Here is a 19,737-nt window from a genome sequence, read left to right as displayed (position 1 = left end):
GACATCAGCGACAAACAGCTGGAGGAAAACCCGTACCTTCCGCCCTATTACCACCCGGGCGAGAAGTCCGACGAGATCCAGTACCTCCAGGAGCGGCGGCGTGAGCTCGGCGGCTACGTACCGAGCCGCAGGGTGTCAAGCCGGCCGCTCACCCTGCCCGGCGACACCGCCTACGCGAGTGTGAAACGCGGATCCGGCGGGCAACCGGTGGCCACGACCATGGCGCTGGTCCGGCTGATCAAGGACCTGATCAAGGATCCCCACATCGGTCACCGGCTGGTGCCGATCATTCCCGACGAGGCCCGCACCTTCGGGCTGGACGCACTGTTCCCGACCCGCAAGATCTACAACCCGCACGGCCAGACCTATACCTCGGTCGACCGGGAGCTCTTCCTGTCGTACAAGGAGGCGACCAACGGCCAGATCCTGCACGAGGGAATCACCGAGGCCGGAGCGGCCGCGTCCTGGACAGCCGCCGGCACCGCGTACGCCACCCACGCGGAACCGATGATCCCGCTGTACATCTTCTACTCGATGTTCGGCTTCCAGCGCACCGGCGACGGCCTCTGGGCCGCCGCCGACCAGATGACCCGCGGCTTCCTGCTCGGCGCCACCGCCGGCCGCACCACACTCAACGGCGAAGGACTGCAGCACCAGGACGGCCATTCCCCGCTGATTGCCTCGGCCAATCCCGCATGCGTCGCCTACGACGCCGCCTACGCCTACGAACTCGGCCACATCATGCGCGACGGTCTCCGCCGCATGTACGGCGAGCAGCCGGAGAACATCTTCTACTACCTCACCCTCTACAACGAACCGATCCTGCAACCGGCCGAGCCGGACAACGTCGACGTCGACGGCATCGTGGCCGGCATGCACCGCCTCGGCGGCGCCGGCAACACCGACGATCCGGCGGCTCACATCCTGGCGTCCGGTATCACCGTGCCGGCCGCCCTGGCCGCGCAACGCCTGCTCGCCGACGACTGGGGCGTCCACACCGACGTCTGGTCGGTCACCTCCTGGACCGAACTACGCCGCGAGGCCCTCGACGCCGGCCAATGGAATCTTCAGCATCCGGACGAGCCCGCCCACATCCCGTACGTCACCCGCCGCCTGCAGGAACACCCCGGCCCCGTGGTGGCCGTATCCGACTGGATGCGGGCGGTACCGGACCAGATCGCGCGATTCGTGCCCGACCGCTGGGCCTCTCTAGGCACCGACGGGTTCGGCCTGAGCGACACCCGCCCCGCACTGCGCCGGCATTTCCGCATCGACGCCGCATCGACCGTCCTGCGCGTGCTCCAGGAACTGGTCGCGAACGGAGTGGTGGACGCGGCGACGCTCCGCAAAGCCGAAGCAGAGTACGAGCACGCGCCCCACGACGGCACAAGCTGACGATGCTGCCGCGGCACTGTCACGGTCCAGCCGGCCGCCTTCGCCGTCCAGGGGAGACCGCCGGACAGGTCCTTGTTGCCGGCCGTCGGCAACCAACGATCCCGACGACGGCCGCTGGAGCGCCTGTCCGATCCTTTGGCCCCAGGCAACAGTGGATGCAGAGCACGCAGTGCGACCTTACAGACCAGGGAGGAGATCCACGATGAGCGTACTGGTTGTCGGCCTCGACGGCTCGGCCATGGCCGACGCGGCCCTGCGACACGCGGCACGAGAGGCCGCGCAACGGGGCATCGAGCTGCGAATCGTCCACGCCTTCGGCTGGTCAACCCTTCTTCCACCGGCGTATCCGCCGTACGACGACTCGGAGCTGGGCCCCCGGGCCGCCGTCCTCGACCTGCTCGCGAAGACCGCGTACGCCGTTCGGGCCACCTGGCCGGGCCTGTCGGTGACCGCCAGGCTCGTCGACGGTGCACCAGGCGCGGTCTTGGTCGACGCCTCACGCGAGGCTGAGCTTGTGGTCGTCGGACATCGCGGCATCGGTGGCTTCGCCGGACTGCTCGCCGGTTCGACCGCCATGCAACTCGCCGCTCATGGCTTCTGCCCCATCACTGTGGTGCGTAGTGCGGCAACCTCCGAAAATGGGGTGATCGTGTTGGGCATGGACGGGTCGTCGCACGCACTCGCTGCGGCCGATGTCGCGTTCTCACGTGCCCACCGCACGGGCGTCGATTTGGTGGTGCTTTACCACGAGGCGCCGTCGGACGCGGATGCGGGCGCCGTCACGGCGCAGATCGAACAGCTCGGCCGGCGCTACAGCGACGTCAAGTACACCTGCAAGGGGGGTAAGGGATCCTCGGCCGCAACGGCGCTTATCGACACGGCGAACGACCTCGATGCCGGAATGATCGTCGTGGGGACCCGCGGCCGGGGCGGTCTCCGTGGCCTGATCGCGGGCTCGACCTCCCGTGCCGTCATCGAGCACGCCAACTGCCCGGTCACTGTGGTGCCGTCCGACATCACCTCGACGACAGCAACGACCGCTTCGGCCTTGCTTGCCGGTGACCGGCAAGAAACGTAGTGCAGCTTCGCCGATTCCCGCCACTGCCCACTCGCCAGTCGGCGAGGAGCATGGTTACCGAGCCACCGATCGCCACCGCCTTGGTGGTCCCGAGCGGCAAGGTCGAGGCTGACGCAATGTCTCAACTGTGAAAGGGCCGGGCGTGATCGGCACCAGAGACCTGAGCCGCGGTGCGAGCGCGGACTTGATCACCGACATCGTCGTCCGTCATCCGGTCTCGCCGCCATGTCGTTGCTACGTCACCCGGTTCGAACCTGACCGAATCGCCAGGCGCCCATCCCCGGAGGCCACGAATGACCATCGCCCCGCACAGAACGGCAACCCCGGCAGCCGAATCCCTGGAGCTACTCCACACCATGCTGGAGGAACAATTCGCGCTTCACACCAATCGGCTCACCGAGCTGATCGTGTACGGGCGGCTTCCCGGACGCGGCGGCTACAGCCCGCACAGCCTCGACGTCCTGGCCGCCGCCGCCCGCCAGTCCATCGCCGACACTGCAGCAGCATTGCGACGCATGACCGAAGGCACCTACGGCATCTGCAACAATTGCCGCCGGCCGATTCCCCTCGGCCGCCTGCGCGTCCTGCCGCACACGCGGTACTGCACCCAGTGTGATGCGGGCGGCCCGGAGTGATCCCTTGCGAGCAGGACACATCGATCTTCTGAATCTGGTGCCGGCGGCCAGGTTCTCGCGTCAACTGGTGACGGGATCGGCCCATGCGGGCCGCAGGAGGCCGACCAGACCCGTGCGGAGACCCGTGTCGTCGAAGTGTCGGAGTCGGACCAAGAACAAGCCTCCTGGCGCTTGTTTGCCGAGATCATTTCGGCCGCAGCCGGGTACGAGTAGGGCGCCTTCATCCGCCGCCGGCAATGCTCGGTCCCGAGGTGGTACACCTCGCAGGCGACTGCTCTTGGCCTGGAGGGCCGGCGACCGGTTGCGGGTACAACGCCCGCCGGCGCGATCAAGAGTACGAGGCCGGGAGTCCGGTACCGACGAGAGCATCCGGGTGAGTTCCGTGCGGCCGGCAGCAATCGGCTCATGCCCGAGGTCGACCAATCGTCGACGCCGTCGTCCAGCCGTCCAAGCAACGCGAACTGCCGAGGCGCTGGGACAGCGGTTTCACCTGCCGGTTCGTCGAGAGCCGGGTCGCCGACCGCTACGCGCAGGCCCAGAACTGCGGGGTCGGGTCGGCTGATCAGCCGGTCCGTCTACGGCACCGGGGCTGGAGAACGACACCGAAGGCGCTGCAGGACGGGAAGACTTCGGTGGCGGCCATTGCGACGCCGTGATCTGGGCCCCGGTGACCGGCAGGGTGGGCGAGATCTGGTCGAGCAAGCGCTGCGCCACAGTGGCGTCGATCTCGAGGTCAGCGTTGATGCGAACATCGGCCGCGGTCGCCAGGTCCACGACGTCGTCGCTGGTGAACGCATCGGCCCCAAGAGTACTCAGCCGCCGCGCGAACTCCTGGACATTGATCATTTGCGGCCTCATCGTCGGATTGTCGATAATCCACCCTAACCCTCGCTTCGGTCGGCGGCTCCTGCGCCAGACCCGGTGCCATCCGGATAGCCGACGATAGCGCATCGGGGATTGGCACCCTCGTAGCAAATTTGGCTCGGATGCACAGCAGCCGGGCGATGCCGGCCTTATCCATGCGCTGCGTGAGCCAGGCCGCGACGTTCTCGAAATCGGTGGTGTGCCGGGCGCCCGGCCGTGCCCACGGCACCTGCTCGGTGCGCACCCGCGAACACGAGCGGCAGTCGATGCGATGGATGTCCGCCTCGAGCGCGCCTGATGCTGCGACGCATGCTCGACACCGTGCCCCCGCAGCTGGCCGGCTGGCCTCCTCCGCTGGGGCGGTGGCCCCGGCGACGTGTCCCGACTGAGCTGATTCCGTCAATCGGCCAGGGTTGCAGAGGGCGTAGGTAATGCCCTCGTGAGCGCCGGGCGTGTGTGGCCCTCGCCTGACCGCGAACCAGTCGCGGCGAACTTTTCCGCTTGGTCGTGAACCGCGGACCGTGCGGGTGCAATAGAGAAGTGATGGACGACGTCGAGTTGGTGGCCGCGGTCGCGGCTGGTTCGGACAGTGCGCTACGGACGCTGTTCGGCCAGCACGCGCCGTGGCTGGCGGCCCGGTTGCGGGCCGCGCTCGACGCGGCCGACGTCGAGGACGTGATCCAGGAGACGTTCATCGCCGTCTGGCGAGGAGCGGCCGGTTACCGGCCGGTCGCGCCGGTCGGGGCATGGATCTGGGGAATCGCCCGTCACCAGGCCGCCCTGCTGCTGCGCCGGCGCGGCCCGGTCACGTTCGCGCTTGCCGCCCTCGACGAGATGGCCGGGCCGGACTCGGTCGAGACGGTGGTGGACCAGGCTGAGCTCGACGCGGCCGTCGCCACGCTCGGGCCGCCCGGCAGCCCGGACCGGGAGGCGTGGCGGTTGGTCCATGTCGAGGATCGGCCGGTCGCGGAGGCGGCGGTCCTGCTGGGCGTGCCGGCCGGCACGGTCAAGAGTCGCGTCCACCGGGCCAGACGCCTGTTGCGGCTGGCCCTGCGCCGGGAGACGACGGTCGACGGAGGTACCCAATGAACGAACCGGTGGATCCGAGGACGTCCGGGGCCGGTGCCGGCGTCGATCTCGCACGGGTATGGACCGGCGTCGCCGCCGAGGTCTGGCGCCGCGAAGCCGGGCCGGTCGAGCGTACGGCGGCACGGCTGCTGCGCTCGCCGGGACTGGCCCGGGCGCTGGTGACCACGCCCTCGCTGCTGATTGGCTGGCTGATCGCTACGGCGGCGGTGGTCGTGGCCGGGATGGCCGCGACGCTCACCACCGGTACGCCGTGGGTACCGCTGCTGGCCCCCGCGCTGGCCGGCGCCGGCATCGCCTACGCCTACGGGCCCGGTATCGACCCGGCGTGGGAACTCGCCGCGTCGATGGCGGTCAGCGACCGTATGGTCCTGCTCGCCCGCGCGTTGGCAGTGTTCGCCCTCAACGCGCTACTGGGCCTCGCGGCGTCGGCGACCTGCGCGCCGGTGGCCGCGATGACCTTCGGCTGGCTGCTCCCGATGGCCGCGGTGTCCGCGCTCGCGCTGTCCGCCGCGACGGTGAGCCGATCGGCCAACATCGGCGTCGGTGCCGCCCTGGCCGGGTGGGCGCTGGTCGTCCTCGGCGGCCGCGCGGCCACCGGATCCTTCACCACCGTCATCGCGACGACCCCCTTGGTCGTCCCCTACCTACTGACCGCCGCGGCCGGCGCCGCGCTGGCTTGGTATGCAACCCGGATCCCGAGGAGGACCGTGTGAACATCGAGACTTCCCACCTGACCCGCCGGTTTGGCCGCACCACCGCGGTCGGCGGAGTCAGCCTCGACATCGGGACGGGGGTGTTCGGGCTGCTCGGGCCGAACGGTGCCGGCAAGACGTCGCTGCTGCGAATGATCGCGACCGTGCTGCCTCCGACCGCGGGCACGATGCGGCTGCTCGGGCGCGACCCGGGCGTGCACGGCGAGCGGCGGGAAATCCGGCGGCGGCTCGGGTACCTACCGCAGAACCTCGGCTACTACCCGGGCTTCACCGTGGCCGAGTTCGTCGAGTACTTCGCCCTGCTCAAGGACATGCCGACCGGGCAGGTGCCGAAGGCGGTCGCGACCGCAGTCGAACGCGTCGGCCTCGGTGACCAGGCCCGGAGGAAACTGCGTACCCTCTCCGGCGGCATGCTGCGCCGGGCCGGCATCGCCCAGGCCATCGTCAACCAGCCGCAGCTGCTGCTGCTCGACGAGCCCACCGCGGGCCTCGACCCCGAGCAGCGCTTCAACTTCCGGGACGTGCTGCGTGACCTCGGTCAGCAGGCCACCGTCGTGGTCAGTACCCATCTGGTCGAGGACGTCGGCGCGGTCTGCGGCGAGGTCGCGCTGATGAACGCCGGCACGATCGCGTTCCGCGGCACGCCGGCCGACCTGACCTCCCACGGCCAGGACTCGGGGGCCGCCGGGGACGCACCGCTGGAGCGCGGCTACAGCGCGATCCTGGCCGCCGCCCGGGCGGGCGGAGTCGCGGCATGACCGCCACCACCACACCGACTCGGCCACCGGCCACCGCCCACCGCTCACCCGCCCTGTCCTACCTGCGGCTGCTGCGCATCGAGCTGCGACGCAGCCCGATGCTCTTGATCGCTCCGCTAATCGCCGGGTTGTTCTGGTTCGACTCGTACCGGCCCAGCACCAGCCAGCAGCCGCTGTTCGTGCTGCGGACATTCTGGAACATGGGTCAGGGCCACACGATCATCGACTTCGGGCCGATCGTCGCCGGCATGGCCGCCTGGATCGGGGCCCGCGACGGCCGCCGCGGTACGGCCGACCTGATCACCACAATGACTCGGTCCCGGTGGACCGCCCGCCTCGCGGCCCATACCGCCGCGGCGGTCTGGGCCGCGGTCATGTACGTGGTCGCGGTCGGCGCCCTGTTCGGCGTCTACGCCCATCAGGGCGTCACCGGCACGCCGCCGTGGTGGTGGGCCGGCGTCGGCCTGGCCGCGGTGATCGCCTTCACGTCCTTCGGGTACGCGGTCGGCGCGCTGTTCCCGAGCCAGTTCGCCGCACCGGTCGCCGCGTTCGCCGGGTTCCTGGCATTGATGATGTCCTCGCAGACGTCGTTTCGCAGTTACTCGGGCTGGGCGCTGATCCTGCCGACCAACTCCAACGGCAACTTCCAGCTCGACTCGGGCACGTTCTACCCGTACCTGCGGGACCTGCCGGTCGCCCGGATCCTGTTCTTCGCGGGAATCCTGGTGGCGACTCTCGGGCTGCTCGGGGCGGCCGCCCGCTCCGACGGCCGCCGGCTGCGGCAGGTCGCGGCCGCGATCACGGCTCTCGGAGTCGCGCTTTCCGGTACGGCGGTCGGGCTGGCCGCCACCGGCCGGCTCCGGCCGCACGGCATCGTCATCCCCGCCCTGCACGATGCCGCCCAGGATCGCGACCTCGCCTACACCCCGGTGTGCGCTCCGGCCGGCGGCGCCCAGGTCTGCCTCAACCCGGCGTACGCCCGGTTCCTGACCAGCGTCACCGCCGGGCTCACCCCGGCCCTGGCCGAGGTGTCCGGACTCCCCGGCGCGCCGGCGCGCATCGACCAGGTCGGCGCGCTCTACAACGGCAGCGACGCCGGCCTGGCCGGCACCCCGCCCGTGGTGCATCTCGACCTCCGGGGAGTGCAGGGTTTCGTGCCCGGCCGTACTGGCCTCAGCAGCGCCCCGACCTCGGCCGCCCAGTTCAACGGGCTGCTGCAACTCAGGTTCGCCCGTACCTTCGTCGGTGTGACCGGGCACCCGACCGCCCTGGGCACCCCAGCCCAGCAGGCCGTCGTCGCCGAGCTGCTGCACGGCCTCGGCATCCCGTACGCCGACCAGCCCGCCCTGCTGACGCTCGGCGAACCCGGCCGGGCACCCACGCCGGCCACCGGTCAGGTCTACCCGGCGGCGCAGCGGCTCGCCGCCCTGTCCGCCGCCGGCCGCACCGCATGGCTGTCCGCCAACCTGCCGGCGCTGCGAGCCGGCACCCTCACCCTGGAGCAACTGCCATGAGCATCGCCGTCGGCCTCCCGGTTGCACGCGGCGCTGTCCGCCTCGGGCGTCTGCACGCGATCAGCCGCCGCATCCCGACAGCGGTCGCACTGCACGCAGCGTTCGGAGCGCTGCTCGCCGCCGGACTCCACTACCGCTGGACGGTCGCCGGCGGACCAGCCGCCGGCCTGCTGCTGCCGCTGGTCACCATCGCCGGCACAGCTTCGGTCACCGCGGTCAGTACGCACGGGCCGTTCGGCGACTCCGAGGAAGCCACCGGGCGATGGCTGCCCTGGCTACGGCTCACCGCGGCCCTCACGCTGACCGCGACCGCATACGGCTCCCTCGCCGCCGCCGCCACCTTCGGCCCGCCGCCCGGCGGCGACCTGGCGCTGCTCCGGGACGTGGCCGGGTCGACCGGGCTCGGCCTGCTCACCGCCGTCCTACTCGGCGGGGCATTCGGCTGGACCGGCCCGATGGCCTACTACCTGGCCACCGAGATCGCCCTCACCGGCAACCCGACCACGCCCTGGATCTGGACCGCCCGACCGCCGCACGACGTCGGCGCCAACCTCTGCGCCGGCCTGGTATTCATCGCCGGCATCGCCACCCTCACGGCGAGGGGAAGCCGCGGCCGCACCGGGGACACCACCGTCTGAGCAGCACGATGCCACCTCGGGCTCCAACTCTCACCGTCCGCACGGATAACGGCTGAATCGCACTACTTCCGCCGAGATCAGCGGGTCACCGTCAAGCCGGCAAAGTATCCAGGCCGAGCGCGCCAGGGTTGGTGGCCGTAGCCGAGTAGGGCTCCGGTGATCCGGGCCCAGGCGAGGTCCCGGCCTTGGATGGCTTTTCGGCGGATCTGGTCGTCGCGTTGGGCCATGAGGATGCGCCGGACGGCGTCGTCGTGTCCGGCGGCGCGGTGGGCCGCAGCTGGTTGCTGGTAGGGCTGGGCGGCGTAGGCGGGCGTATGCCGGCGCAGCAGTTGCAGCTAGTAGAGCAGGGAGTTGGGATAGGGCAGCCCGGCGTAGGTCATACCGTCGAGATCAACCAGCGGGCCGATGTGGGCGAGAGGAGGGCCACGATGCGGCGTCCGTCGCCGGGATCGCGCGCCGCAGGGAATGGCGCGCGCCGACGGACGTGGTGGAGTGCGACGGGGGATCAATCCGCCGTATCGGCAGCAGTCAGGAGAGCCGGCCGCGGCGGGGCTCACGGCCGCGCCTCATGATCTGTGGGCGCGGCCGTGCTCCGTCAGGGTTCAGTGGCGTAGGACGGTGATGGTGTAGGTGCCGCCGCGAGCCGGCAGTGAGGCGTAGCCCTCGGTGATGGTGGCGTGGACGGACCGGCCGTTGACCAGCAGGATGCTGCCTTTGGCCGCCGGGACGGCGATGGTGCCGCTGGTCGTGCGCGGTGCGGTGACGTGCAGGTCGAAGCGGTGACCGCCGGCCGTGGACGACCAGCGGGCGCTGATCTGGCCGTACGCGGTGGGAACGGCGCCCTGGGCCCAGCTGAGCCGTCCCGGCCGCGGCTGGATCGTCCAGGTCGAATAACCCGGTCCATCCGGGGAGATCCCGAGGATCTGCTGGGTCAGCTGTACGGTCGGGGACGCGGCCCAGCCGTGGGCGAGGCTGGCCGTGGTCCGGTTGACCCCGCCGTCGCTGTTCTTGAACTCCCACAGCCCGCCGGTGTAGAGCGGGTTGGCCGGGTCGACCATCGGTCCCCAGGTGCGGCGCATCAGGGCGAGGGCGCCGTCGACGTCGTCGATCGCGAACCGGCCGGCGGTCTCCATGCCGTTGCCGAACGGCTCGATCGTGTGCCCGGTCGGGTCCTGCAGACCGGCGCCCATGATCGCCCCGTACGGCGTCCACAGTGTCTGCAACGCGTGCACCACGCTGGCGCGCCGGTCGGCGGGCACGAAGTCGTACTGCAGGGCAAGCGCGTTCGCGTCCTCAACCAGTACGTCGGGATGGTCGGTACTCTGCCCGTACGCTCCCAGCGCCGGATTCCACAACCGTGCGTTGACCGCGGTCTTGATGGCGTCGGCCTCGGTGTCATAGCCGGTGGCCGCGTCAGCCGAGCCGACGTTGCGTTCGAGCCAGGCCATCTCGCGCAGCAGGACGTAGTAGTCGATGCTGTACTTGGTGACCTCGCCGGTCTGGGTGGCCTGCCAGTAGTCGCGGTCGTTGGAGGCGACGAGGTGGTCGGCGGTCAGGAAGGTGTTGTTGTAGGTCAGTTCGCGGCGCAGGTTCGGCAGGACACTGAGGATGAAGGCCTTGTCGCCGGTGTAGCGGTAGTAATCGATCGCGGCGCGGGCGCCGTAGCCGGAGTAGTTGTTCGAATAGAACAGGGGCGAACCGGCAGGTGAGCTTCGCTTGCTGAAGTCCGGGGAGCCGGGCAGGGCACCGTCGGCGCGCTGGGCCGCGAACAGCACGTTGAGCGAGGACTTGAAGTAGTCGGCGCCGACGTCGCCCAGCGTGTTGATGATGGTGGGTCCCTGCACGAGCAGGTCACCGGTCCAGATGCTGCGGTCACGCTTGGCGCCGTCGTAGATGCGGGCGTCGGGCAGGCCGTTGAGCCCGGGTGCCTTCATGTCGAGCTGCAGCGTGTACGCGCCGGAGTACCACATCCGGTTGAGCTGGTCGTCGCTGGAGAGGAACCAGCCCCGGTAGTCGGCGGCGGTGGCCCGATAGGCCTGGAAGTCGACCCCGAGGCCGGACAGGGTGACGGTGCCCGGGGTCGTCAGGGTGAGCAGGACGAACCGGAAGCCGCCGTGGAAGCCGCCGGAGACCCGCCCGGGACCGGTGGCCTGCAGCGTGTCGGGGCCGCCGACGCCGGCCAGGCCGGGGGACTCGTCGGACGCCGGGGCCCCCGGCGTGGTGGCGACGGCCGCGCCGGTAGGCACGGCCTGGGTGAGCGGCTGGTCGAGGTCGACGGTACGGGCGGTGGCGTCGGAGCCGGTGATGGTTCGCGGCTGGGCGGCCGCGAACGTGATGGTGTTGCCGGTCTCCAGGCCCGCGGTGGACGCCACCGTCACCTGGCCGGCACCGGCAGCGGCGTCCGCGGTGGTCGTGGTCGCGGCCGGCCGGCGCAGGTTCTGCCGGGCCTCGCCGGTGACCAGCGACAGCGTCGCGGTTCCGCTGACCTTCGCGATGTCCAGGTAGGGCGTGCCGCCGACGTCCTTGCCGAAGTCGAGGACGATCGAGGCGGGCGTCTGACCGGCGACCGTGGTCAGGGTCGTGGGCCTGCCGTGGCCATGTACCAGTGTTTCTGGATGGGTCACCTGGCCGCGGCTTTCGGCCCGGACCGGTGTGACCTGGGCCGACGCCGGGCCCAGGACGTAGGACTGCCACGGCCGCACGGATGCGCCGGCGGCCGTCGGCGCCACGGCGAGCCCGGTGATCAGCACCAGGCCGAACGCCAGTGCGCGCCGGGTCGAGGACGGGTGGGAAGTGAAGAAGGCATGACGAGGCAACGCCGTTCCTTTCTCTGGGGAACGAGCTTTGTAACGTTTCATTCAGGTCGCGGAGTCGCTGGTGCCTGGGCGGTGACGTGGTCGGGTCCGCACCCGGCGTCAGAAACGGCGGGGCGCGAGAGGCGACAATGAGAAACGTTTCTCACGCGTTGCCCAGACGATAAGCATCGATTGAGCGGCCGGTCAAGAACTTCCGGATCGGCGCTTGTTCGCGACTCGGAGAACGTTACCCACGGGGGTGGCTGTGGTGCGCCGGACGACCAGGGTGGGCGTGAGCTTGACCTGGGCTGTCCGGCGGTCGCGGTCGGCGATCCGGTCCACCAGGAGCCGGGCGGCGTTGGCCCCCATCTGGCGGCCGTCCTGGTCGACGCTGGTCAGCGAGATCGGGCCGAACGCGGCCAGGGCGCTGTTGTCGTAGCCGGCCACCGAGATGTCGCCGGGCACCGACAGCCCGGCCTCCGCGATCGCCTCCAGCGCTCCGAGGGCGACGACGTCCGCGCCAGCGAAGATCGCGGTAGGACGTTGCCGGCGGGCGAGCAGCTCCTGGGCGCCGAGGTAGCCGCCCTGGTGGGTGTAGGTGGTGGAGGCGATGTCGATCTCGTCGGCGAGGTTGCGGGCGTGCATCGCCTGGCGGTAGCCGTCGGCGCGCTGGGCGTTCGGCATCTCCAGCAGGCGTACGCGGTCGGTCTCGTGGTGTTCGATGTGCGCGATCCGCCGGTGGCCCAGGTCGGCGAGGTGGTCGACGACCAGGGCGGCCCCGGCGATGTCGTCGTCGTTGACGCTGTCGTAGGCGGTCGAGGAGCCGTGGCGGCCGACCACGACGGTGGGCACGCTGCGGCCGACGGCGTTCAGGCGGGTCTTCGCCGAGACCGGGGCGATCAGGACGAGGCCGTCCATGCTGCGGTCGATCATGGCGTCGATGACCCGCGATTCGGCCTTCTCGCCGTTGCAGCCGGGCGCCAGCAGCACCTGGTAGTCGGTGCCGGCGAGCTGGGTGGTGATGCCGTCGAGGATGTCGGCGAAGAACAGATTACGCAGTTCGGGCAGCATGACCCCGATGGTGTAGGTCTGTCCGCGCAGTCCCCGGGCGGCCGCCGACGGGCGGTAGCCGAGGTCGGCGATGGCCTGCTGCACCTTGGCCCGCATGGCCGGGCTGGCGCCGTACGCGTTGCGCAGCACCTTGGAGACGGCCGTGGTGGAGACCTCGGCATGGCGGGCGACGTCGACGATGGTGATTCGTCGGGACGCGGGCTTGTCCACCGGGGTCTCCTGGGCGGTCGGGCGAAATGCGGGGTGGTAGCACGAGCGTACTGATCATCGGGAGGAAAGCGATGGGGGAGCGGTCGTTCGCCGGGCGACGAGTGCGGGGAAGAAGGTCACCTGCGACGTCGGGCGGCTGCGGTCGGCGATGCGCTCGAGCAGCAGACGGGCCGCGGTCCGGCCGATCCGGTGGCCGGTCTGATCGACCGTGGTGAGCGCGACCGGCGCGAACGCGGCGAAGGTGATGTTGTCGTAGCCGGCCACCGAGATGTCGCCGGGTACCGACAGGCCGGCCTCGGTGAGGGCGTCGAGCACGCCCATCGCGACGATGTCGGCGCCGGCGAAGATGGCGGTGGGCCGCTCGGCGCGGTCGAGCAACCGGCGGGCGCCCCGATAGCCGCCGTCGCGGTTGTAGGTGGTGGAGACGACGTCGATGTCCGCACCGAGGCCGTGGGCCCGCATGGCGTGCCGGTAGCCGTCGGCGCGACGGGCGTTGGGCATCTCGGCGAGGCGTACGGGGTCGGTCTCGTGGTGCTCGATGTGGGCGATCCGGCGGTGTCCGAGCTCGGCGAGGTGAGCGACGACGAGTCCGGCGCCGGCGAAGTCGTCGTCGGCCACGATGTCGTACCCGGCGGCGGGACCGTGCCGGCCCACGACCACGGTCGGCACCGTATGCGCGACGTGCTCCAGGCGTCGGCGCGAGGAGATCGGCGCGACCAGGATGACCCCGTCCATGCTCCGGTCGATCAACGCGTCGGTGACCCGTCCCTCGCTCGCCTCGTCGTCGTGGCTCGACGCCATGAACAGCTGATGGTCGCTGCTCGCGAGGTGTTCGGTCACGCCGTCGAGGATGTCGGCGAAGAACGGGTTACGCAGGTCGGGCAGGACGACCCCGATCGTGTCGGTGCGGCCTCGTAAGGCACGAGCCGCCGCGGACGGGCGGTAGCCGAGGTGCTCCACGGCGGCCAGCACCCGGGATCGCATCTGAGCGCTCGTGCCGGGGGCGTTGCGGACCACCTTCGACACCGCCGTCGTCGACACGCCGGCGTGCCGCGCCACGTCGACGATCGTCACGCGGGGTCGCGTCATGCAGTCTCCTCTGCCGATGGGGAACGTTGCCCATCCTAGAGTTCGTCAGCGGCTCCGTTAAGAAGACAGCCAGTGGGGATTTCCGGCCGGGTACCCCTTGACGGTCGTCGGCGTCGACTCTTAGTGTCTGCGAAACATCTTGGAAAACGTTACCCATATCTCGGCCGTCGTCGTCGCCTTGCGGGCCACCGGTCGGCCGGACTGGATGAAACGTTTTAACGAAATGGGTGTTCCGTGACAACAGATACGAGAACTCACCCGCCGGCGGCGGAGGTGACGGCACGGCGACCGCGGCGATCCCGGCGCAGCACGGCGCCGCCCTGGTGGTTCGTCCTTCCCGCCCTGGCGCTGTTCGCGTTCGTCGTGCTGATCCCCAGCGCGCGAGGCGTCTACTACGCCTTCACCAACTGGGACGGCCTCGACCCGCACTTCTCGCTCATCGGCCTGCGTAACTTCACCGATCTGGCCGGCGACCCCACCGCCCGCCAGGCGGTGTGGCACACCATCTTGATCGCGGTCGCGATCACCGTGCTGCAGAACGGCATCGGGCTGCTGCTCGCCCTCGGCGTGAACAGCATGATCAAAACCCGGAACTTCCTGCGGGTCCTGCTGTTCGCCCCGGCCGTGGTCACCCCGATCGTCACCGCCTACCTGTGGCGCAACCTGCTCGGCCCGGACGGCGCGGTCAACAGCCTGCTCGGCGCGGTCGGGCTGGGCTCGTGGCAGCAGGACTGGCTCGGCAGCCCGCGCCTGGCGCTGTGGATGATCGTGCTGGTCATCGTCTGGCAGTTCTCCGGCTACTCGATGGTGATCTTCCTGGCCGGGCTGCAGTCGATCCCGCGCGAGATCTACGAGGCGGCCGCGATCGACGGCACCGGCCCGGTCCGCCGGTTCTTCTCCATCGTGCGGCCGCTGCTGGCGCCCGCGATCACGATCAACCTGATGCTGTCGATCATCGGCGGGATCAAGCTGTTCGACCAGGTGTACGCCCTGACCGGCGGCGGGCCCGGACACGCGACCGACACCATCTCGACCCTGATCTACAAGGACGCGTTCACCCTCGGCGAGTTCGGCTACAGCATCGCCCTGGCCGTGGTCCTCACCGTCATCGTCGCCATCGTGTCCGCCGGCCAGTACACCGTCCTGTCGCGCAACGAGAGGTCGGCGTCATGAACCGCTACACCAAGCGCACGTTCCTGCTCGAGATGGTCATGATCGCGGTCGGCATCGTCTTCGCGTTCCCGGTGTACGTGCTGGTCAACCTGGCCATCCGCCAGTCGTCGGACCCCTCGTCACCGATCCGGCCGACGACCTCGCCGACCCTGGCCAACTTCAGTGCGGCCTGGCAACAGGGCGGACTCGGCGGCGCGCTGATCAACAGCGTCGTGGTCACCGCGGCCAGCGTGCTGATCATCCTGGCCGTCTCCTCGCTGGCCGCCTACCCACTCGCCCGCTCGACCGCCCGCTGGTCGCGCGGCACGTTCCTGCTGATCATGCTCGGGCTGATCCTGCCGTTCCAGCTCGCGTCGCTGCCGCTCTACCAGACCGTACGAGATCTGGGGTTGCTCGGCTCGGTGTGGTCGCTGGTGTTGTTCTACTCGGGCCTGCAGGTCCCGTTCACCACCTTCCTGTACGTGGGATTCCTGCGCGCGCTGCCTCGCGACTTCGAGGAGGCGGCGTCGATCGACGGCGCGAGCCAGCTGTCGGCGTTCCGCTACATCGTCCTGCCGATGCTCAAACCGATCACCGTGACCGCCCTGGTGCTCAACGCGGTCAACGTGTGGAACGACTTCTTCACCCCGCTGCTCTACCTGTCCGGCAGCACCCACCAGACCATGCCGGTCGCGGTCGCCGGGTTCTTCGGCCAGTACGTCTCGCAGTGGAACCTCGTCTTCGCCGCCCTGGTGATCAGCATCGTGCCGGTCCTCGCGGTCTACCTCGCGCTGCAACGCAGCATCATCAACGGCTTCGCCGGAGGGCTCAAAGGATGACACCGTACGGCCTGACCACCGAACAACGCACCGAACCGCTCGGTCTCGGTGAACCACACCCACGGCTGTCCTGGAAGCTCGACGGCGACCGGCGCGGCGCCGCGCAGAGCGCCTACCGGATCACCGCCACCGAGGACGGGTCGCCTCGGACCATCTGGGATTCCGGCCGTCGTGAGTCGGCCGACACGCTGCTGGTCGCCTGGGACGGGCCGGCGCTGCGCTCGGGCACCCGCTACCACTGGCGCGTCGAGGTCTGGGACGAGACCGGCGCCCACGCCGGCACCGCGCAGACGTGGTTCGAGACCGGCCTGCTGCACCCCGACGAATGGACGGCGGTGTGGATCGGCCGCGACCCGAACCGCCTGCCGCACTTCGATCCGCCCACCGATGAGGACCTCGTCTCACCGGGCGCGGCCGAGGCGCCGCTGTATCTGCGGCAGACATTCCGGCTCGCCCGGCGGCCCATGCGGGCCCGGCTGTACGCCACCGCCCGCGGCGTGTACGAGCCGCAACTCAACGGCCGCCGGGTCGGCGACCGGGAACTCGCCCCGGGCTGGACCGAATATCACCACCGGCTGCAGTACCAGACCTACGACGTCACCGAGCAGCTGCGCGAGGGCGACAACGTGCTGACGGCGATCGTGGCCGACGGCTGGTGGAGCGGCTACGTCGGCTTCGAGCCTCGCCGGCCGGCCCGCCACTACGGCGACGTGCCCGGATTCCTGGCCCAGCTCGTGGTCGACTTCGAAGACGGCTCCCAGCAGATCATCGCCACCGACGGCACCTGGACCGAGCAACCGGGCGCTATCCGCGCCGCCGACCTGATGATGGGCCAGTTCGTCGACGCCCGCCTCGCCACACCCGGCGACGACACCTGTTCGCCGGCGCTCGTTCTCGACACCGAGACCGGCCCGCTGGTCGCCGAACCCGACCATCCGATCAGGATCGTCGACGACCTGATCCCCGTGCATGTCAGCCCGCGCGAGCCCGGGCGGTTCATCGTCGACTTCGGCCAGAACCTGGTCGGCCGGATCTGCCTCACCGTCCGCGGAGCCGCCGCCGGGCAGCGCATCGTGCTGCGCCACGCCGAAGTACTCACCGACGACGGCGAGCTCTACCGCGACAACCTGCGCCGGGCCGCGGCCACCGACACGTACGTCGGTGCGGGCGGTGAGCACGAGATCTTCGAGCCGCAGTTCACCTTCCACGGCTTCCGCTACGCCGAGGTGACGGGCTACCCGGGGGAGCTGACCGAGGACGACCTGATCGCCCGGGTGATCCACAACGACATCCCGTTCACCGGCTCCTTCGAGTGCTCCGACCCGATGGTCAACCAGCTTCAGTCCAACATCGTCTGGGGACAGCGCGGCAACTTCCTGGCCGTTCCCACCGACTGCCCGCAGCGCGACGAACGGCTCGGCTGGCTGGCCGACGCCCAGGTGTTCGCGCCGACCGCCACCCGCAATGCCGACGTGTCCGCGTTCTTCGCCCGCTGGCTGCGCGACGTCGTCGACGGCCGCGACGACGACGGCGCGTTCCGTGACGTCGCGCCCGTCGTGTCGGTCGACCGCGAAGGCGCACCCGCGTGGGGCGACGCCGGTGTGATCATCCCGTGGCTGCTGTGGCGGACCTACGGCGACCGGCGGGTCCTGGAACGCTGCTTCGACGCGATGACCGGCTGGGTCGAGCACATCCGCCGGCACAACCCCGACCTGCTCTGGCGCCACCGGACCGGAAACTCGTTCGGCGACTGGCTGCAGGTCGACGCCGAGACACCCCGTGACGTGCTCGCCACCGCCTACTTCGCGCGCAGCACCGGCATCGTCGCTCAGGCCGCGGAGGTGCTCGGCCGGGACCAGGCCGCCGCCGAGTTTCACGCACTGCACGCCGCGATCCGGGTGGCTTTCGCCGACGCGTACGTCAAAAGCGACGGAAGCGTCGAGGGAGGCACTCAGACCGCCTACCTCCTGGCCCTGGAATTTGATCTCCTGCCGCCGGAGCTGATCGACGCGGCCGTGGACCACCTGGCCGCCGACGTGGAGAAGCGCGGCAACCGGCTCACCACCGGCTTCGTCGGCGTGCCGCTGCTGTGTCCGGTGCTGGCCGACCACGGTCGCGCCGACCTGGCCTACGCGTTGCTGCAGCAGGACGAGTACCCCTCCTGGGGTTACTCGATCCGGCACGGCGCCACGACGATCTGGGAACGCTGGGACGGCTGGACCGAACACGGCGGGTTCCAGTCGGCCGCGATGAACTCGTTCAACCACTACAGCCTCGGCAGCGTCGGCGACTGGCTCTACGGGCAGGTCGCCGGCATCGACCAGACGCCGGGCTCGGTCGCCTACTCCGAACTGCTGCTGCGGCCCCGGCCCGGCGGCACCCTCACCTGGGCGCGCGCCGAGCAGGAGACCGCCCGCGGCCGGGTGACCTGCGGATGGTCCATCACCGACGACGGCATCACGGTGACCGTCACGGTGCCGCCGGGTGCCACCGCACTCCTCGAAATTCCCACCTCTGACCCCGGCAGCGTCCGCGAGAACGGCGCACCTGTCGGCAGCAGCACCGTGCGGCTCACCTCCGGCCGCTTCACTTTCACCGCAATCCCCGCCCTCTGACAAGGGAAGACTCATGAGAAAAACCGCCTTCTTCGCCGCGTTGACCGCGGTCACCCTCGCCGCCGCCGCTTGCAGCAGCGGCACCAACTCCGCGTCCAGCTCCGGCGGTGACAGCAACACGCTGACCATCACGTCGGTCGACCAGGGCTCGATCGAGAAGGTCGTCGCCGCATTCAAGGCCGCCAACCCCGGCGTGAAGGTCAACCTGACCACCGCGGGCGCCGACCAGATCCAGCAGCAGGAACGCACCCAGCTCGCCTCCGGCACCGGCCCCGACGTGATGACCGTCTGGCCCGGCAACGGCAACCCCGGCGCCACCTACGTGCTGGCCAAGCCCGGCTACCTGCTCGACCTGTCCGACCAGCCGTGGGCCTCGCAGCTGCCGGACGCGTTCAAGCAGGTTGCCCAGTACAACGGCAAGACCTACAACGCCCTGTTCGGCCTCAACGGCATCGGCGCCGTCTACAACGAGGACGCCCTCAAGAAGGCCGGCCTCACCGCACCGACCACATGGACCGACCTGCTGTCGTTCTGCAAGGCCGCCTCGGCCAAGGGCACCCCGGCCTTCGCGCTCGGCATCCAGGACAACTGGGTCACCCAGCTGGTGCTGTACGCGCTGGTCGCCACCACGGTGTTCGGCCCGGACAAGGACTTCGCGACCAAGATGGCGAACGGGCAGGGCACCTTCGCCGGCTCGGCCTGGACCACTGCCATGGCGAAGTACCAGCAGATGAACACCAGTGGCTGCTTCCAGAAGAACCCGCTGGGCACCAGCTACGAGGCCAGCCAGACCCTTGCGGCGACCGGTAAGACGCTCGGGCTGGTGCAGGGCAACTGGGTCATCGCGCTGCTGAAGAAGCAGAACCCCAACGGGCACTTCAGCATGAAGGTGCTGCCGGCCACGGACGACCCGTCCACGTTCCTCATGCCGGCGGCCGCGGGCGCCGGCTACGGCGTCAACGCCAAGGCCAAGAACAAGGAACTGGCGCTGAAGTTCATCACCTTCCTGATGTCCCCGGAGGGCATGAAGACGTTCAACGAGGCCCAGGGCAGTCTGCCCACCCTGCCCAACGCCGGCACCCCGGTCGACCCGGGCCTGGCCGAGCTCACCACGTACGTCAAGGACAACAAGACCGTGCCGTTCATGGACCAGCTCTGGCCCAACGCCAAGGTGCAGCAGACCATGCTCAGCAGCCTGCAGGAGATCTTCAGCAACCAGTCCACCCCGGCCAAGGTCCTCAGCGCGATGGACCAGGACTACAAGGCCGGCGCATAGCACAGA

15 protein-coding genes and 1 pseudogene are annotated in these 19,737 nt (G+C 70.0%); 12 read left to right on the top strand and 4 right to left on the bottom strand.

What is annotated here, in order from left to right; all coding sequences use genetic code 11:
* The 3 genes and pseudogenes from AB0M88_RS47585 to AB0M88_RS47575 form a co-directional block, all read left to right on the top strand.
* Nucleotides 1-1,395: pseudogene (locus tag AB0M88_RS47585) on the top strand (pyruvate dehydrogenase (acetyl-transferring), homodimeric type); the annotation flags it as partial.
* Nucleotides 1,396-1,597: 202 nt separating this feature from the next.
* Entirely contained in the window at nucleotides 1,598-2,473 is an 876-nt protein-coding gene (locus tag AB0M88_RS47580) for a universal stress protein (protein WP_364113910.1), read from the top strand.
* A 293-nt stretch (nucleotides 2,474-2,766) separates the two neighbouring features.
* The gene (locus AB0M88_RS47575; protein WP_364113908.1) at nucleotides 2,767-3,108 is read left to right on the top strand and encodes a TraR/DksA C4-type zinc finger protein; all 342 of its coding nucleotides are present in this window, start codon (nucleotides 2,767-2,769) and stop codon (nucleotides 3,106-3,108) included.
* A gap of 733 nt (nucleotides 3,109-3,841) precedes the next feature.
* Here the strand turns inward: AB0M88_RS47575 and AB0M88_RS47570 are convergent.
* Nucleotides 3,842-4,201: a transposase family protein gene (locus AB0M88_RS47570; RefSeq protein ID WP_364113914.1), complete on the bottom strand. Its 360-nt coding sequence runs from the start codon at nucleotides 4,199-4,201 to the stop codon at nucleotides 3,842-3,844.
* Between the two features lie 314 nt (nucleotides 4,202-4,515).
* Between AB0M88_RS47570 and AB0M88_RS47565 the strand changes: the two genes are divergently transcribed.
* Genes AB0M88_RS47565 through AB0M88_RS47545 form a run of 5 tightly spaced genes read left to right on the top strand, consistent with a single transcriptional unit; the run spans nucleotide 4,516 to nucleotide 8,684 of the window.
* On the top strand, nucleotides 4,516-5,061 hold the full coding sequence (locus tag AB0M88_RS47565) for an RNA polymerase sigma factor (RefSeq protein ID WP_364113912.1): 546 nt from the start codon (nucleotides 4,516-4,518) through the stop codon (nucleotides 5,059-5,061).
* Complete coding sequence (locus AB0M88_RS47560; protein WP_364113906.1) at nucleotides 5,058-5,774, top strand: hypothetical protein; 717 nt, start codon at nucleotides 5,058-5,060, stop codon at nucleotides 5,772-5,774. The genes AB0M88_RS47565 and AB0M88_RS47560 overlap by 4 nt, the downstream gene beginning before the upstream one ends.
* On the top strand, nucleotides 5,771-6,532 hold the full coding sequence (locus AB0M88_RS47555; protein ID WP_364113904.1) for an ATP-binding cassette domain-containing protein: 762 nt from the start codon (nucleotides 5,771-5,773) through the stop codon (nucleotides 6,530-6,532). Before AB0M88_RS47560 ends, AB0M88_RS47555 begins: the two co-directional genes overlap by 4 nt.
* On the top strand, nucleotides 6,529-8,046 hold the full coding sequence (locus tag AB0M88_RS47550) for a hypothetical protein (protein ID WP_364113902.1): 1,518 nt from the start codon (nucleotides 6,529-6,531) through the stop codon (nucleotides 8,044-8,046). The genes AB0M88_RS47555 and AB0M88_RS47550 overlap by 4 nt, the downstream gene beginning before the upstream one ends.
* Nucleotides 8,043-8,684 (top strand): hypothetical protein, encoded by a 642-nt coding sequence (locus tag AB0M88_RS47545; protein ID WP_364113900.1) that lies wholly within the window; start codon nucleotides 8,043-8,045, stop codon nucleotides 8,682-8,684. Before AB0M88_RS47550 ends, AB0M88_RS47545 begins: the two co-directional genes overlap by 4 nt.
* Before the next feature lie 602 nt (nucleotides 8,685-9,286).
* Here AB0M88_RS47545 and AB0M88_RS47540 read toward each other — a convergent pair.
* From AB0M88_RS47540 to AB0M88_RS47530, 3 genes are all read right to left on the bottom strand, one after another.
* A complete protein-coding gene (locus AB0M88_RS47540) occupies nucleotides 9,287-11,500 on the bottom strand; it encodes an alpha-L-rhamnosidase C-terminal domain-containing protein (protein ID WP_364113898.1) in 2,214 nt (737 codons plus the stop codon).
* Nucleotides 11,501-11,683: 183 nt separating this feature from the next.
* Entirely contained in the window at nucleotides 11,684-12,760 is a 1,077-nt protein-coding gene (locus AB0M88_RS47535) for a LacI family DNA-binding transcriptional regulator (RefSeq protein WP_364113896.1), read from the bottom strand.
* A gap of 54 nt (nucleotides 12,761-12,814) precedes the next feature.
* Nucleotides 12,815-13,849: a LacI family DNA-binding transcriptional regulator gene (locus AB0M88_RS47530; protein WP_364113894.1), complete on the bottom strand. Its 1,035-nt coding sequence runs from the start codon at nucleotides 13,847-13,849 to the stop codon at nucleotides 12,815-12,817.
* A gap of 273 nt (nucleotides 13,850-14,122) precedes the next feature.
* On the opposite strand from AB0M88_RS47530, the gene AB0M88_RS47525 reads away from it, so the two are divergent.
* From AB0M88_RS47525 to AB0M88_RS47510, 4 genes are read left to right on the top strand one after another with little or no spacing between them, the layout of a single operon-like run.
* Nucleotides 14,123-15,022: a sugar ABC transporter permease gene (locus AB0M88_RS47525; RefSeq protein WP_364113892.1), complete on the top strand. Its 900-nt coding sequence runs from the start codon at nucleotides 14,123-14,125 to the stop codon at nucleotides 15,020-15,022.
* Nucleotides 15,019-15,840, top strand: a complete 822-nt coding sequence (locus tag AB0M88_RS47520; RefSeq protein ID WP_364113890.1) for a carbohydrate ABC transporter permease — start codon at nucleotides 15,019-15,021, stop codon at nucleotides 15,838-15,840. Before AB0M88_RS47525 ends, AB0M88_RS47520 begins: the two co-directional genes overlap by 4 nt.
* On the top strand, nucleotides 15,837-18,455 hold the full coding sequence (locus AB0M88_RS47515; RefSeq protein ID WP_364113888.1) for a family 78 glycoside hydrolase catalytic domain: 2,619 nt from the start codon (nucleotides 15,837-15,839) through the stop codon (nucleotides 18,453-18,455). Before AB0M88_RS47520 ends, AB0M88_RS47515 begins: the two co-directional genes overlap by 4 nt.
* Nucleotides 18,456-18,468: 13 nt before the next feature.
* Nucleotides 18,469-19,731 carry an extracellular solute-binding protein gene (locus AB0M88_RS47510; RefSeq protein ID WP_364113886.1) on the top strand — a complete coding sequence of 421 codons (1,263 nt, stop codon included), beginning with the start codon at nucleotides 18,469-18,471 and terminating at the stop codon, nucleotides 19,729-19,731.
* Nucleotides 19,732-19,737 lie beyond the last annotated feature (6 nt).

Source organism: Actinoplanes sp. NPDC051411 (genome assembly GCF_040682075.1).
GTDB lineage: Bacteria > Actinomycetota > Actinomycetes > Mycobacteriales > Micromonosporaceae > Actinoplanes.
The sequence above is the reverse complement of the archived record's forward strand: the minus strand, read 5'-3'. Positions and strand labels throughout refer to the sequence as shown.